At 65.1% G+C, this 12,270-nt stretch carries 15 protein-coding genes and 2 pseudogenes; all 17 read right to left on the bottom strand.

The features are described 5' to 3' along the window. Positions 1 to 9 precede the first annotated feature (9 nt). The 17 genes and pseudogenes from secY to GT347_RS15190 all read right to left on the bottom strand — a co-directional run bounded on the left by secY (position 10) and on the right by GT347_RS15190 (position 12,267). Positions 10 to 1,325, bottom strand: a pseudogene (gene secY / locus GT347_RS15270) (preprotein translocase subunit SecY). A gap of 57 nt (positions 1,326 to 1,382) precedes the next feature. Beyond that, on the bottom strand, positions 1,383 to 1,814 hold the full coding sequence (gene rplO / locus GT347_RS15265) for a 50S ribosomal protein L15 (RefSeq protein WP_160552999.1): 432 nt from the start codon (positions 1,812 to 1,814) through the stop codon (positions 1,383 to 1,385). 33 nt (positions 1,815 to 1,847) lie between these two features. Continuing rightward, entirely contained in the window at positions 1,848 to 2,030 is a 183-nt protein-coding gene (rpmD, locus tag GT347_RS15260; protein ID WP_160552998.1) for a 50S ribosomal protein L30, read from the bottom strand. Between the two features lie 13 nt (positions 2,031 to 2,043). After that, a pseudogene (gene rpsE, locus GT347_RS15255) lies at positions 2,044 to 2,564 on the bottom strand (30S ribosomal protein S5). 15 nt (positions 2,565 to 2,579) lie between these two features. Then, the gene (rplR, locus tag GT347_RS15250) at positions 2,580 to 2,948 is read right to left on the bottom strand and encodes a 50S ribosomal protein L18 (RefSeq protein ID WP_160552997.1); all 369 of its coding nucleotides are present in this window, start codon (positions 2,946 to 2,948) and stop codon (positions 2,580 to 2,582) included. A gap of 11 nt (positions 2,949 to 2,959) precedes the next feature. Next, complete coding sequence (gene rplF, locus GT347_RS15245; RefSeq protein WP_160552996.1) at positions 2,960 to 3,493, bottom strand: 50S ribosomal protein L6; 534 nt, start codon at positions 3,491 to 3,493, stop codon at positions 2,960 to 2,962. Between the two features lie 23 nt (positions 3,494 to 3,516). Then, positions 3,517 to 3,912 (bottom strand): 30S ribosomal protein S8, encoded by a 396-nt coding sequence (gene rpsH / locus GT347_RS15240; protein ID WP_160552995.1) that lies wholly within the window; start codon positions 3,910 to 3,912, stop codon positions 3,517 to 3,519. Between the two features lie 20 nt (positions 3,913 to 3,932). Next, positions 3,933 to 4,238, bottom strand: coding sequence for a 30S ribosomal protein S14 (gene rpsN, locus GT347_RS15235; protein WP_160552994.1), 306 nt, complete (start codon positions 4,236 to 4,238; stop codon positions 3,933 to 3,935). Positions 4,239 to 4,246: 8 nt separating this feature from the next. Then, positions 4,247 to 4,786 (bottom strand): 50S ribosomal protein L5, encoded by a 540-nt coding sequence (gene rplE / locus GT347_RS15230; protein ID WP_160552993.1) that lies wholly within the window; start codon positions 4,784 to 4,786, stop codon positions 4,247 to 4,249. An 11-nt stretch (positions 4,787 to 4,797) separates the two neighbouring features. After that, entirely contained in the window at positions 4,798 to 5,118 is a 321-nt protein-coding gene (rplX, locus tag GT347_RS15225) for a 50S ribosomal protein L24 (RefSeq protein WP_160552992.1), read from the bottom strand. A gap of 15 nt (positions 5,119 to 5,133) precedes the next feature. Then, positions 5,134 to 5,502, bottom strand: coding sequence for a 50S ribosomal protein L14 (rplN, locus tag GT347_RS15220; protein WP_160552991.1), 369 nt, complete (start codon positions 5,500 to 5,502; stop codon positions 5,134 to 5,136). A 181-nt stretch (positions 5,503 to 5,683) separates the two neighbouring features. Next, entirely contained in the window at positions 5,684 to 7,294 is a 1,611-nt protein-coding gene (locus tag GT347_RS15215; protein WP_160552990.1) for a glycerol-3-phosphate dehydrogenase/oxidase, read from the bottom strand. A gap of 28 nt (positions 7,295 to 7,322) precedes the next feature. After that, positions 7,323 to 9,056, bottom strand: a complete 1,734-nt coding sequence (locus tag GT347_RS15210; RefSeq protein ID WP_160552989.1) for an ABC transporter substrate-binding protein — start codon at positions 9,054 to 9,056, stop codon at positions 7,323 to 7,325. 108 nt (positions 9,057 to 9,164) lie between these two features. Beyond that, positions 9,165 to 9,473 (bottom strand): DUF2160 domain-containing protein, encoded by a 309-nt coding sequence (locus GT347_RS15205; RefSeq protein WP_160552988.1) that lies wholly within the window; start codon positions 9,471 to 9,473, stop codon positions 9,165 to 9,167. A 25-nt stretch (positions 9,474 to 9,498) separates the two neighbouring features. Further along, on the bottom strand, positions 9,499 to 10,311 hold the full coding sequence (locus GT347_RS15200) for a carbohydrate ABC transporter permease (protein WP_160552987.1): 813 nt from the start codon (positions 10,309 to 10,311) through the stop codon (positions 9,499 to 9,501). Further along, positions 10,304 to 11,194, bottom strand: coding sequence for a carbohydrate ABC transporter permease (locus GT347_RS15195; protein WP_160552986.1), 891 nt, complete (start codon positions 11,192 to 11,194; stop codon positions 10,304 to 10,306). The genes GT347_RS15200 and GT347_RS15195 overlap by 8 nt, the downstream gene beginning before the upstream one ends. Continuing rightward, positions 11,191 to 12,267 carry an ABC transporter ATP-binding protein gene (locus tag GT347_RS15190; RefSeq protein ID WP_160552985.1) on the bottom strand — a complete coding sequence of 359 codons (1,077 nt, stop codon included), beginning with the start codon at positions 12,265 to 12,267 and terminating at the stop codon, positions 11,191 to 11,193. Before GT347_RS15190 ends, GT347_RS15195 begins: the two co-directional genes overlap by 4 nt. Positions 12,268 to 12,270: the final 3 nt, after the last annotated feature.

Here is a 12,270-nt window from a genome sequence, read left to right as displayed (position 1 = left end):
TCGCGGCGTTCAGCCAGGAGAGCGCTTGAAATTGGCCTTCTTCAACAACGACTCGTACTGCTGGCTCATCAGGTAGTTCTGGACCTGGGCCATGAAGTCCATCGTGACGACCACGATGATCAGCAGGGAGGTTCCACCGAAGTAGAACGGCACGTTGTATTTCAGAATCAGGAACTCGGGCAGCAGGCAGACGAAGGTGATGTACACCGCGCCAGCCAGCGTCAGCCGCAGCAGGATCTTGTCGATGTAGCGGGCCGTCTGGTCGCCGGGACGGATCCCGGGGATAAAGGCGCCGCTCTTCTTCAGGTTGTCCGCGGTCTCACGGCTGTTGAAGACCAACGCCGTGTAGAAGAAGCAGAAGAACACGATGGCGATGACATACAGCAGCACATAGATCGGCTGGCCGGGGTCAGAGCTCCAGCGATATCCTTCAGCCAGCGCATCGAATCGCCGGAGCTGAACCAGTTCACGACCGTGGCCGGCAGCAGGATGATCGACGACGCGAAGATCGGCGGGATCACGCCAGCCATGTTCAGCTTCAGCGGCAGGTGCGAGGACTGGCCGCCGTAGACCTTGTTGCCGACCTGGCGCCGCGCATAGTTCACGAGGATCTTGCGCTGGCCACGTTCGACGAACACGACGAAGTAGGTCACCAGCACGATCACCACGATGATGAACAGCGCCACCAGCACACTCATCGCACCGGTACGCACCAGCTCGAACAAGCCGCCGACCGCGTTGGGCAGGCCCGCCGCGATACCGCCGAAGATCAGGATCGAGATCCCGTTGCCCAGGCCGCGTTCGGTGATCTGCTCGCCGAGCCACATCAGGAACATGGTGCCGGCCGTGAGGCTGACCACTGCCGTCATGCGGAAGCCGAAGCCCGGGCTCAGCACCAGGCCGGCCGAGCTTTCCAGCGCAACCGCGATGCCGAAGGACTGGAACAAGGCCAGGCCCAGCGTGCCGTAGCGGGTGTACTGGGTGATCTTGCGGCGACCGGCTTCGCCCTCTTTCTTCATCTGTTCGAAGCTGGGCAGTACGTAGCCCAGCAGCTGCATGATGATCGAGGCCGAGATGTACGGCATGATCCCCAGGGCGAACACGGTGAACCGTGAGAGCGCGCCGCCGGAGAACATGTTGAACAGGTTCAGGATGCCGCCCTGCTGACCGGAGAAGAGCTGCTGCAGCTGCGTCGGATCGATACCGGGCACGGGGATGTGCGCGCCGATCCGATAGACGACGAGCGCGAGCAGCAAGAAGACGAGCCGACGACGGAGGTCGCCGAACTTGCCGGTCTTTGCCAGGGTTGCTGCGCTAGTAGCCACGTGAATGCTCTTTCAACTGATCTGCTGGACGAACTTGAATCTGCTCGGCTTGGCTGATTAGGCCACGCTGCCGCCGGCGGCTTCGATAGCCGACTTGGCGGCTGCCGTTGCACCGACGCCGGTGAGCTTCACCGAACGGGTGATGGCACCCGTGTTGATGATCTTCACCACCTTGGCCATCTGGCCGACGAGGCCAGCTTGCTTGAGCGCGAGCATGTCGACTTCGGCCAGGCCCAGCACTTCCAGGGAAGCGAGGGTGACTTCGGCGTTGTACTTGAGCGTCTGCGACTTGAAGCCACGCTTGGGCAGGCGACGTTGCAGCGGCATTTGGCCGCCTTCGAAGCCAACCTTGTGGTAGCCGCCGGCGCGGGACTTCTGGCCCTTGTGGCCACGACCTGCGGTCTTGCCCAGGCCAGAGCCGATACCGCGGCCAACGCGACGCTTGGCGTGCTTGGCGCCGGCGGCCGGCTTGATGCTGTTGAGTTCCATGAGAGCCTCTGTTCTACATTCAGGTCGGCGCGCTTACAGCACGCGGACCAGGTAGGCGATCTTGTTGATCATGCCGCGCACTTCAGGGGTGTCCTGGAGTTCGCTCACGCTGTTCAGCTTGCGCAGGCCCAGGCCGCGGACGGTCGCGCGATGCGATTCCTTGGTGCCGATGGGACTGCGAACCAGTTGAACCTTGACGGTTTGTGCGGTGGTCATTTCTTTGCTCCGATCAGCCGGCGAAGATGTCTTCGACCGACTTGCCGCGCTTGGCAGCGATGCGGCCAGGCGTGGTGGACTTGGTCAGGGCATCGAACGTGGCGCGAACCATGTTGTAGGGGTTGGACGAGCCGTGGCTCTTGGCCACGATGTCGGTCACGCCCAGCACTTCGAAGACGGCGCGCATCGGGCCGCCGGCGATGATGCCGGTACCCTTGGGGCCGGCGCCATCATCACGACGGCAGCGCCGTGGTGACCGGTGACTGCGTGGTGCAGGGTGCCGTTCTTCAGCGCCACGGTCTTCAGGTTGCGACGGGCTTCTTCCATCGCCTTCTGAACGGCAGCAGGCACTTCCTTCGACTTGCCCTTGCCCATGCCGACCTTGCCGTCGCCGTCGCCGACCACGGTCAGTGCTGCGAAACCAAGGATACGGCCGCCTTTGACGACCTTGGTGACGCGGTTGACCGCGATCATCTTTTCCTTGAGACCGTCGTCCTGTGCCTCGGTCTGCACTTTGGGTTGAAACTTAGCCATGATGATCCGTCCTGCTTAGAACTGCAGACCCGCTTCGCGGGCAGCGTCAGCCAGCGCCTTGACGCGGCCGTGGTAGGCGAAACCGGCGCGGTCGAAAGCGACCTTTTCAACACCGGCGGCTTTCGCCTTCTCGGCGATGCGTTTGCCGATGGCGGTTGCGGCGGCAGCATTGCCACCCTTGCCGGAGCCGCCGAGTTCGGCGCGCACGGAGGCTTCCGCCGTGGAGGCCGAGGCCAGCACCTTGGTGCCGTCGCCGGAGATCACGGTGGCGTAGATGTGCAGGTTGGTGCGGTTCACGGTCAGACGGGCAACGCCTTGGTTGGCGATGCGGATCCGGGTCTGGCGCGAACGACGAAGACGCTGCGCTTTCTTGGTCAAAGACATGCTGCGACTCCTTACTTCTTCTTGGTCTCTTTGATCGTGATCTTTTCATCCGAATAACGGATGCCCTTGCCCTTGTAAGGCTCGGGAGGACGGATCGCGCGGATTTCCGCGGCGATCTGGCCGACGCGCTGGCGATCGGCGCCCTTGATCACGACTTCCGTGGGGGTGGGGGTGGCCACCGTGATGCCGGCGGGCATCTCCACGTTGACGGGGTGCGAGTAGCCGACCTGGAGGTTCAGCTTGGTGCCCGAAGCGCTGGCCTTGTAGCCCACGCCGACGAGCGACAGCTTCTTCTCGAAGCCCTTGCTCACGCCGACCACCATGTTGTTGACCAACTGGCGCAGCGTACCGCTCATGGCATTGGCTTCACGCGACTCGTCGGCCGGGGTGAAACTCAGCTTGCCATCCTTGTTGACGACCTTGACCAGGGCGTGCTGGGTCAGCGACAGCGAACCGCCGGTGCCCTTGACATTGATCTGGTCGTCTTTGATCGCGACATCCACGCCTTGCGGGATAGCGACCGGCATTTTTCCTACGCGGGACATTTCAAATACTCCTTGATGCCCGCTTAGGCGACGTAGCAGAGCACTTCGCCACCGATACCGGTAGCACGTGCCTTGCGGTCGGTCATCACGCCTTGCGGGGTGGTGACGATGGCGACGCCGAGGCCATTCATGACCTGGGGGATGGCGTCGTGGCCCTTGTACACACGCAGGCCGGGGCGGCTCACGCGCTCGATGCGCTCGATCACCGGACGGCCGGCGTAGTACTTCAGGGTAATCACGATCTCGGACTTGTTGTCCACGGTCTTGACTTCGAAGCTGTCGATGTAGCCTTCGTCCTTCAGCACCTGGGAGATGGCGATCTTCACTTTGGAAGACGGCACCGACACGGTTGCCTTGGACACCATCTGCGCGTTACGGATACGCGTCAGCAGGTCGGCAATGGGATCACTCATGCTCATGTTGAATATCTCCTGCCGACTTACCAGCTGGCCTTGGTGATGCCGGGGATGTCACCGGCGAATGCCAGTTCCCGGATCTTGGCGCGAGCCAGGCCGAATTGACGGAAGGTGCCACGCGGGCGGCCGGTCATTTCGCAACGGTTGCGCTGACGGGTCGGGTTGGCGTTGCGGGGCAGCTTCTGCAGGCCCAGGCGTGCAGCTTCGCGCTCGCCATCGCTCTTCTTCATGTCAGAAGCGATCGCCTTGAGTTCCGTGTACTTGGCAGCGTACTTGGCTGCCAGCTTTTCGCGCTTGAGTTCGCGCTGGATGAGAGCTTGTTTAGCCACAGCTGACCTCAGTTCTTGAACGGGAAGCGGAAGCCAGCGAGAAGCGCCTTGGCTTCTGCGTCGGTCTTGGCCGTCGTGGTGATGCTGATGTTCAGGCCGCGCAGTGCGTCGACCTTGTCGTACTCGATCTCAGGGAAAATGATCTGTTCCTTGACACCGATGTTGTAGTTGCCGCGGCCGTCGAAGGCACGGCCGGAGATGCCGCGGAAGTCACGCACACGGGGCAGGGCCACGGTGACGAAACGGTCCAGGAACTCATACATTTGCACGCCACGCAGGGTGACCATGCAGCCGATGGGTTGCTGTTCGCGGATCTTGAAACCGGCGATGGCCTTCTTGGCCTTGGTGACGACGGGCTTCTGGCCGGCGATCTTGGTCAGGTCGGCGACGGCGTTGTCCATGACCTTCTTGTCGGAGACGGCTTCGGAGACACCCATGTTCAGGGTGATCTTCAGCAGACGCGGGACCTGCATCGGCGACTTGTAGCCGAACTGCTTGACCAGTTCGGGTGCGAGCTTGTCGCGGTAAAACTCTTGGAGGCGTGCCATGTCGATAACCCTCAGGCAGACTGGATTTGTTCGCCGCTGGACTTGAAAACGCGAACGCGCTTTCCGTCGGCCAGCAGCTTGATGCCCACGCGATCGCCCTTGCCGGTAGCGGCATTGAAGATGGCCACGTTGGACTGGTGGATCGGCATGGCCTTCTCGACGATGCCGCCGGTCGTGCCCTTCATGGGGTTGGGCTTGGCGTGCTTCTTGACGACGTTGATGCCGTCGATGAGCAGGTGGGCGTCGTCGGTACGCGAGGTGACGGTGCCGCGCTTGCCCTTGTCACGGCCGGTCAGCACGATGACTTCGTCGCCGGTGCGAATCTTGTTCATGGCGTGTCCTGGAAATTAAAGAACTTCGGGAGCCAGGGACACGATCTTCATGAACTTCTCGGTACGCAGTTCGCGCGTCACGGGTCCGAAGATGCGGGTGCCAATCGGCTCCAGCTTGGCGTTGAGCAGCACGGCAGCGTTGCTGTCGAACTTCACGAGCGAGCCGTCGCCGCGGCGGATGCCCTTGGCGGTGCGCACGACAACAGCACTGTAGATCTCGCCTTTTTTGACGCGACCACGCGGGGCAGCTTCTTTGATGCTGACCTTGATGATGTCTCCGACGCTGGCATAGCGACGCTTCGAACCGCCGAGCACCTTGATGCACAGCACGGACTTGGCGCCGGTGTTGTCGGCGACTTCCAACCGGGTTTCTGTCTGGATCATTGCAATATTCCCAACTTGTACCGAACGCCACTCACCGGAGCTTCGTCCAGCGACCTGGCAATTAGGTCAGTCTTGGGCCCGTCGTCCACGCTGCAAAACCATTTTGCGGCGCTTCTTATTGGGCAGATATTTCACCTTTGAGAGGCGAAGCCCGCGATTCTGGCAAATGCGGGCGGGTTCGTCAAGCAGCCGTTTGCGAAGTGGCGTTGAATTGCCGCGACAAAATGGCGAAAGCGTCGGCATCCGGCCGGGGGGCGCCCTCCTCGGCCAGCAATTGCGCCACGCGCGGAGCCACGGCTGCAGCGGCGGCGGCGTCCAGGAACAGCAGGCGGCTGCGGCGGGCCAGCACGTCCTCGACGCTGCGGGCGTATTCATAACGTGCGGCGAAACGCACCATGGCCTCCGACAGGCCCGGAGCCAGCCAGACATCCGCGCCCGGCAGACCCGCGAGCAGCGCCGCCTCGCTGCCATAGAGATGTGCGCCCGGCGCCTGCGCGATCGGCACCTTCTGGCCGCCCGGCGCGGGCGCGCCCACCAGCGGCAAGTCCAGCGTGGCGCCCTCGGGCCGGGCGGGGATCAGGCCTTCGCCCTCGCAATGGCGCAGCACGTCCTCGGCCATGGCGCGGTAAGTGGTCCATTTGCCGCCGGTGACGGTGACCAGGCCACCGGCGCCGCTGAGCACCGTGTGCTCGCGGCTGATCTTCTTGGTCGCCTCGGCCGAGCCGTGCGAGGCCTGGGGCCGCACCAGGGGGCGCAGGCCGACCCAGGTGCTGCGCACGTCGGCGGCGGTGGGCGCGCGCCGCAGGTAGCGGGCCGATTCGGTGAGGATGAAGTCGATCTCTTCCTGGAAGGGCCGGGGCTCGGCCACGGCGTCGGGCCGCGGCGTGTCGGTGGTGCCCAGGATGACCTTGCCGAGCCAGGGCACGGCAAAGAGCACACGGCCGTCCGACGTGCGCGGCACCAGCAGCGCATTGCGGCCGGGCATGAATTCGGCGTCGACCACCAGGTGCACGCCCTGGCTGGGCGAGACCAGCGGCTCGGCCGTCTGGCCGGCGGCCGCGGAATCCTGGGCGCGCAGGGCATCCACCCAGACGCCGGTGGCGTTCACCACGCAGCCGGCCTGGATCGTGTAGCTGCCGCCGCCTTCCGCGTCGCGGCAGGTCAGGCCGCTGACCTTGCCGTTCTCGTAGAGCAGGCGCTCCACCGGGCAATGGTTGACCAGCAGCGCACCTTGCGATGCCGCCGTGCGCGCCAGCGCCACGGCCAGCCGGGCGTCGTCGAACTGGCCGTCCCAGTACTGCACGCCGCCCATCAGGCCTTCCGCGCGCACGCCGGGGATGCGCTCCAGCGTCCGGGCCCGGCCCATCAGCTCGGTGCTGCCGAGGCCGGCCTTGCCCGCCAGCGCGTCGTACAGCTTCAGCCCGATGCCGTAGAAGGGCAGTTCCCAGAACCGATAGGCCGGCATGACGAATGCCACCGGCTGGGCCAGGTGCGGCGCATTGGCCAGCAGGGTGCTGCGTTCGCGCAGGGCCTCGCGCACCAGGGCGACATTGCCCTGGGCGAGATAACGCACGCCGCCATGGACCAGCTTGGTGGCGCGCGAGGACGAGCCCTTGGCGAAGTCCGTGGCCTCCAGCAGCACCACGGACAGGCCCCGCGCCGCCGCATCCAGGGCCACCCCCAGCCCCGTCGCCCCGCCCCCCACGACCGCGATGTCATAACGGCGGCCTTCGGCCAGGCGCGCGATCAGGGCGGCGCGATCGGTGGGGATGGGTGCGGGGATGTGGGTCATGGATGCAGCGGGCTCGGGCCATTTTCGTTCAGCGGACCTTGCCGTCCTTCCAGGCCTGCAGCAGCTTGTCGTAGGCCACCGTCTCGCCCTTGGGCTTTTCGTTGGCCAGCTTGGCCCAGGGCGCGCCGCCGGTGGTGCCCAGCCACTTGGCCGGATCGCTCACCGGATTGAGCTTGGGTGCGCAGCGCGCCATGCCGGCGCGTTGCAGGCGCGCCATGACGTCGTCCATTTCCTTGGCCAGGTTGTCCATGGCGGCCTGCGGGGTCTTCTCGGCGGTGACGGCCGTGGCCACGTTCTTCCACCAGAGCTGGGCCAGCTTGGGATAGTCGGGCACGTTGTTGCCGGTGGGGGTCCAGGCCACGCGCGCCGGGCTGCGGTAGAACTCGACCAGGCCGCCGAGCTTGGGCGCGGCGTCGGTCATGGCCTGGGAGCGGATGTCGGACTCGCGGATCGGCGTCAGGCCGACGATGGTCTTCTTCAGCGAAGTGGTCTTGGCGGTCACGAACTGGGCGTAGAGCCAGGCGGCGGCGACACGGTTGGCGTCGTGGTCCTTGAAGAAGGTCCAGGAGCCCACGTCCTGGTAGCCGTTCTGCATGCCGGCCTTCCAGTAGGGGCCGTTGGGGCCGGGCGCCATGCGCCACTTGGGCGTGCCGTCGGCATTGACCACCGGCAGGCCGGGCTTGTTCATGTCGGCGGTGAACGCGGTGTACCAGAAGATCTGCTGGGCGATATGGCCCTGCGCCGGCACCGGGCCGGATTCGCCGAAGGTCATGCCCATGGCTTCCTTGGGCGCGTACTTCTTCATCCAGTCGATGTACTTGGTCAGCGCATAGACGGCCGCGGGCGAGTTGGTGGCGCCGCCGCGCGACACGCTGGCGCCCACCGGCGTGCACTTGTCGTCGGCCACGCGGATGCCCCATTCATCGACCGGCAGGCCGTTGGGGATGCCCTTGTCGGCGGCGCCGGCCATGGACAGCCAGGCATCGGTGAAGCGCCAGCCCAGCGACGGGTCCTTCTTGCCGTAGTCCATGTGGCCGTAGATCGGCTTGCCGTCGATCTGCTTGACGTCGTTGGTGAAGAAGTCGGCGATGTCCTCGTAGGCGCTCCAGTTCTGCGGCACGCCCAGGTCGTAGCCGTACTTGGCCTTGAACTTGTCCTGCAGGTCCTTGCGGGCGAACAGGTCGGCGCGGAACCAGTAGAGGTTGGCGAACTGCTGGTCGGGCAGCTGGTACATCTTGCCGTCGGGCGCGGTGGTGAAGCTGCGGCCGATGAAGTCGTTCACGTCCAGGCCGGGGTTGGTGTATTCCTTGCCGGCGCCGCTCATGTAGTCGGTCAGCGAGAGGATCTTGCCGTAGCGGTAGTGGGTGCCGATCAGGTCGGAGTCGCTGATCCAGCCGTCGTAGATCGACTTGCCGGACTGCATCGAGGTCTGCAGCTTCTCGACCACGTCGCCTTCCTGGATCAGGTCGTGCGTCACCTTGATGCCGGTGATCTCGGTGAAGGCCTTGGCCAGGGTCTTGGATTCGTATTCGTGGGTGGTGAGCGTCTCCGACACCACCGAGATGCTGTTGACACCCTTGGCCTGCAGCTTCTTGGCCGCGTCGATGAACCACTTCATCTCGGCCATCTGCTGGTCCTTCGACAGGGTCGAGGGCTGGAACTCGGCGTCGATCCATTTCTTGGCATCGGCCTCGGCGGCGGCGGCCATCTGGCCGGTGGCCATGGCGGCGGCCAGGGCCAGCACGGTGTAGCGCAATTTCATGTCTGTCTCCTCTTGGTGGAACGCCCCCTTCTTCTCGTTCCTGGCGCGATGCGGACCCCGGGGGACGGGAGGGTCCGCGCGCTGCGGGAAATCTTGTTTGGCCCTTGCTCAGCCCTTGCGCATGACCAGCGCCAGCAGCGCCATCGAGGCCACGAAGCTGATCCATACCGTGGGTTCGGCCTGCAGGCTGAACCAGGCCATCATCTTTTCGCCCAGGCCCACCCAGGCCAGGTTCACGTAAGCAGCGGCGAGCAGGCCGATGAAGAGCCGGTCGCCGCGTGTGGTGGCGATCGGCAGCCAGCCGCGCCGCTCCCGCGTGGGCGACTTCACTTCCCAGACCGTCATGCCGGCCAGCATCAGCACGACGCAGCTGAAGAACACGGCCACCGGGGTGGTCCAGGCCATCCAATCGAACATGGTTGTTTCCTTTTTCCCGGGCGGCTCAGACGCGGCCCATGGCGAAGCCCTTGGCGATATAGCTGCGCACGAACCAGATCACGATGGCGCCCGGCACGATGGTCAGCACACCCGCCGCGGCCAGCGTGGCCCAGTCCATGCCGGAGGCCGACACGGTGCGGGTCATGGTGGCCACGATGGGCTTGGCGTTGACGCTGGTCAGCGTGCGCGCCAGCAGCAGCTCCACCCAGCTGAACATGAAGCAGAAGAAGGCCGCCACACCCACGCCCGCCTTGATCAGCGGCAGGAACACGGTGAGGAAGAAGCGCGGGAAGGAGTAGCCGTCGATATAGGCCGTCTCGTCGATCTCGCGCGGGATGCCGCTCATGAAGCCTTCCAGGATCCACACCGCCAGCGGCACGTTGAACAGCAGGTGGGCCAGGGCCACGGCGATATGCGTGTCCATCAGGCCCAGCGTGGTGTAGAGCTGGAAGAAGGGCAGCAGGAAGACGGCCGGCGGCGTCATCCGGTTGGTCAGCAGCCAGAAGAAGACATGCTTGTCGCCCAGGAAGCTGTAGCGCGAGAACGCATAGGCCGCCGGCAGCGCCACGGCCAGCGAGATGACCATGTTCATGGCCACGTAGATCATCGAGTTGATGTAGCCCTGGTACCAGGACGGATCGGTCAGGATGGTGCGGTAGTTGTCCAGCGTGAAGCCCACCGGCCACAGCGAGAAGCCCGACAGGATCTCGGTGTTGGTCTTGAAGCTCATGTTGAGCATCCAGTAGATCGGCAGCAGCGCGAAGACCAGGTAGGCCAGCAGGAACAGGCTGCGCTTGCGGAATCGGCGTTCATTCATGGCCAGCGCCCTCCGGCTGTGCGGTGCCGACACGCTGCATCCAGTTGTAGAGGACGAAGCACAGCAGCAGGATGATGAAGAAATAGATCAGCGAGAAGGCCGCGGCCGGGCCCAGGTCGAACTGGCCGACCGCCTTCTGCGTGAGGTACTGCGACAGGAAGGTGGTCGCGTTGCCGGGCCCGCCGCCGGTCAGCACGAAGGGCTCGGTGTAGATCATGAAGCTGTCCATGAAACGCAGCAGCACGGCGATCATCAGCACCCCGCGCATCTTGGGCAGCTGGATGTAGCGGAACACCGCGAACTTGCTGGCGCCGTCGATGCGCGCGGCCTGGTAGTAGGCGTCGGGGATGGAGCGCAGCCCGGCGAAGGCCAGCAGCGCCACCAGCGGCGTCCAGTGCCAGACATCCATCAGCAGCACGGTGAGCCAGGCCCAGGTGGCATCGCCGGTGTAGTTGTAGTCCACGCCCAGCGCCGCCATGGCGCGGCCGAGCAGGCCGATGTCGGGACGGCCGAAGATCTGCCAGATGGTGCCCACCACGTTCCACGGGATCAGCAGCGACAGCGACACCAGCACCAGCACGGCGGACGACTTCCAGCCCTGCGCCGGCATGGACAGCGCCAGGCCGATGCCCAGCGGTATCTCCACCAGCAGCACCGACAGCGAGAACAGCAGCTGGCGCACCAGCGCCTCGTGCAGCTCGCTGTCGCGCATCACCTGGGCGAACCATTCGGTGCCGACGAAGACGCGGCGCTCGGGCGAGATGATGTCCTGCACCGAGTAGTTCACCACCGTCATCAGCGGCAGGATGGCCGAGAAGGCCACGCAGACCAGCACGGGCAGTATCAGGAACCAGGCTTTCTGGTTGACGGGTTTGGTAGTCACGCGACCAGCTCCTCGTTGCGATAGAAGCAGGTGTGTTCGTTGAGCACCTGCAGCCCCACCCGCTCGCCCACGGCGGGCGCGGTCTCGTCCAGCGGCAGGCGCAGCTTCACCGGCTGGCCCTCCACTTCGGCGGCCACCAGCACATAGGTGCCGATGTCCTGCACACGGGTCACGGCGGCGCGCACCGAACCGGCGCTGCCGGCGGCGACCAGGCCCAGGTATTCGGGCCGGATGCCCAGGGTCAGCGGGCCGTCGCCGGGCTCCAGGCTGGCCGGCGCCAGCAGCGTCTGCGTGCCCAGCTGGATCGAGCCGCCGCGCGCCTCGGCCTTCAGGAAGTTCATGCCCGGCGAGCCGATGAAGTGGCCGACGAAGGTGTGCTGCGGCCGCTCGAACAGGGCCTCGGCCGAGCCCACCTGCACCGCGCGGCCGCGGGTCATCACCACCACCTCCTCGGCGAAGGTCAGGGCCTCGACCTGGTCGTGGGTCACATAAACCAGCGTCAGCTTGAGTTCCTGGTGGATCTGCTTCAGCTTGCGCCGCAGCTGCCACTTGAGGTGGGGATCGATCACCGTCAGCGGCTCGTCGAACAGCACCGCCGACACATCGGGCCGCACCAGGCCGCGGCCCAGCGAGATCTTCTGCTTGGCATCGGCCGCCAGGTTGGCCGCGCGTTGGTCGAGCTGGCCGCTCAGGTCCAGCATCTCGGCGATGCGGCCGACACGCTCCTTGATCTGCGCCTCGGGCACCTTGCGGTTGCGCAGGGGGAAGGCCAGGTTCTGAGCCACGGTCATCGTGTCGTAGATCACCGGGAACTGGAACACCTGGGCGATGTTGCGCTGCTGCGGCGATGCGCCGGTGACGTCGCGCCCGTCGAACTTCACCGTGCCCTGCGAGGGCGTGACCAGGCCCGAGATGATGTTGAGCATGGTCGTCTTGCCGCAGCCCGAGGGGCCGAGCAGCGCGTAGGCGCCGCCGTCGCGGAAGCTCATCTTCAGCGGCAGCAGGGCGTAGTCGCTGTCCTGTTGCGGATCGGGCCGGTAGGCGTGCGCCAGGTCGAGGTCTATGCGTGCCATGTG

Source organism: Xylophilus rhododendri (assembly GCF_009906855.1).
GTDB lineage: Bacteria > Pseudomonadota > Gammaproteobacteria > Burkholderiales > Burkholderiaceae_C > Xylophilus > Xylophilus rhododendri.
The sequence above is the reverse complement of the archived record's forward strand: the minus strand, read 5'-3'. Positions and strand labels throughout refer to the sequence as shown.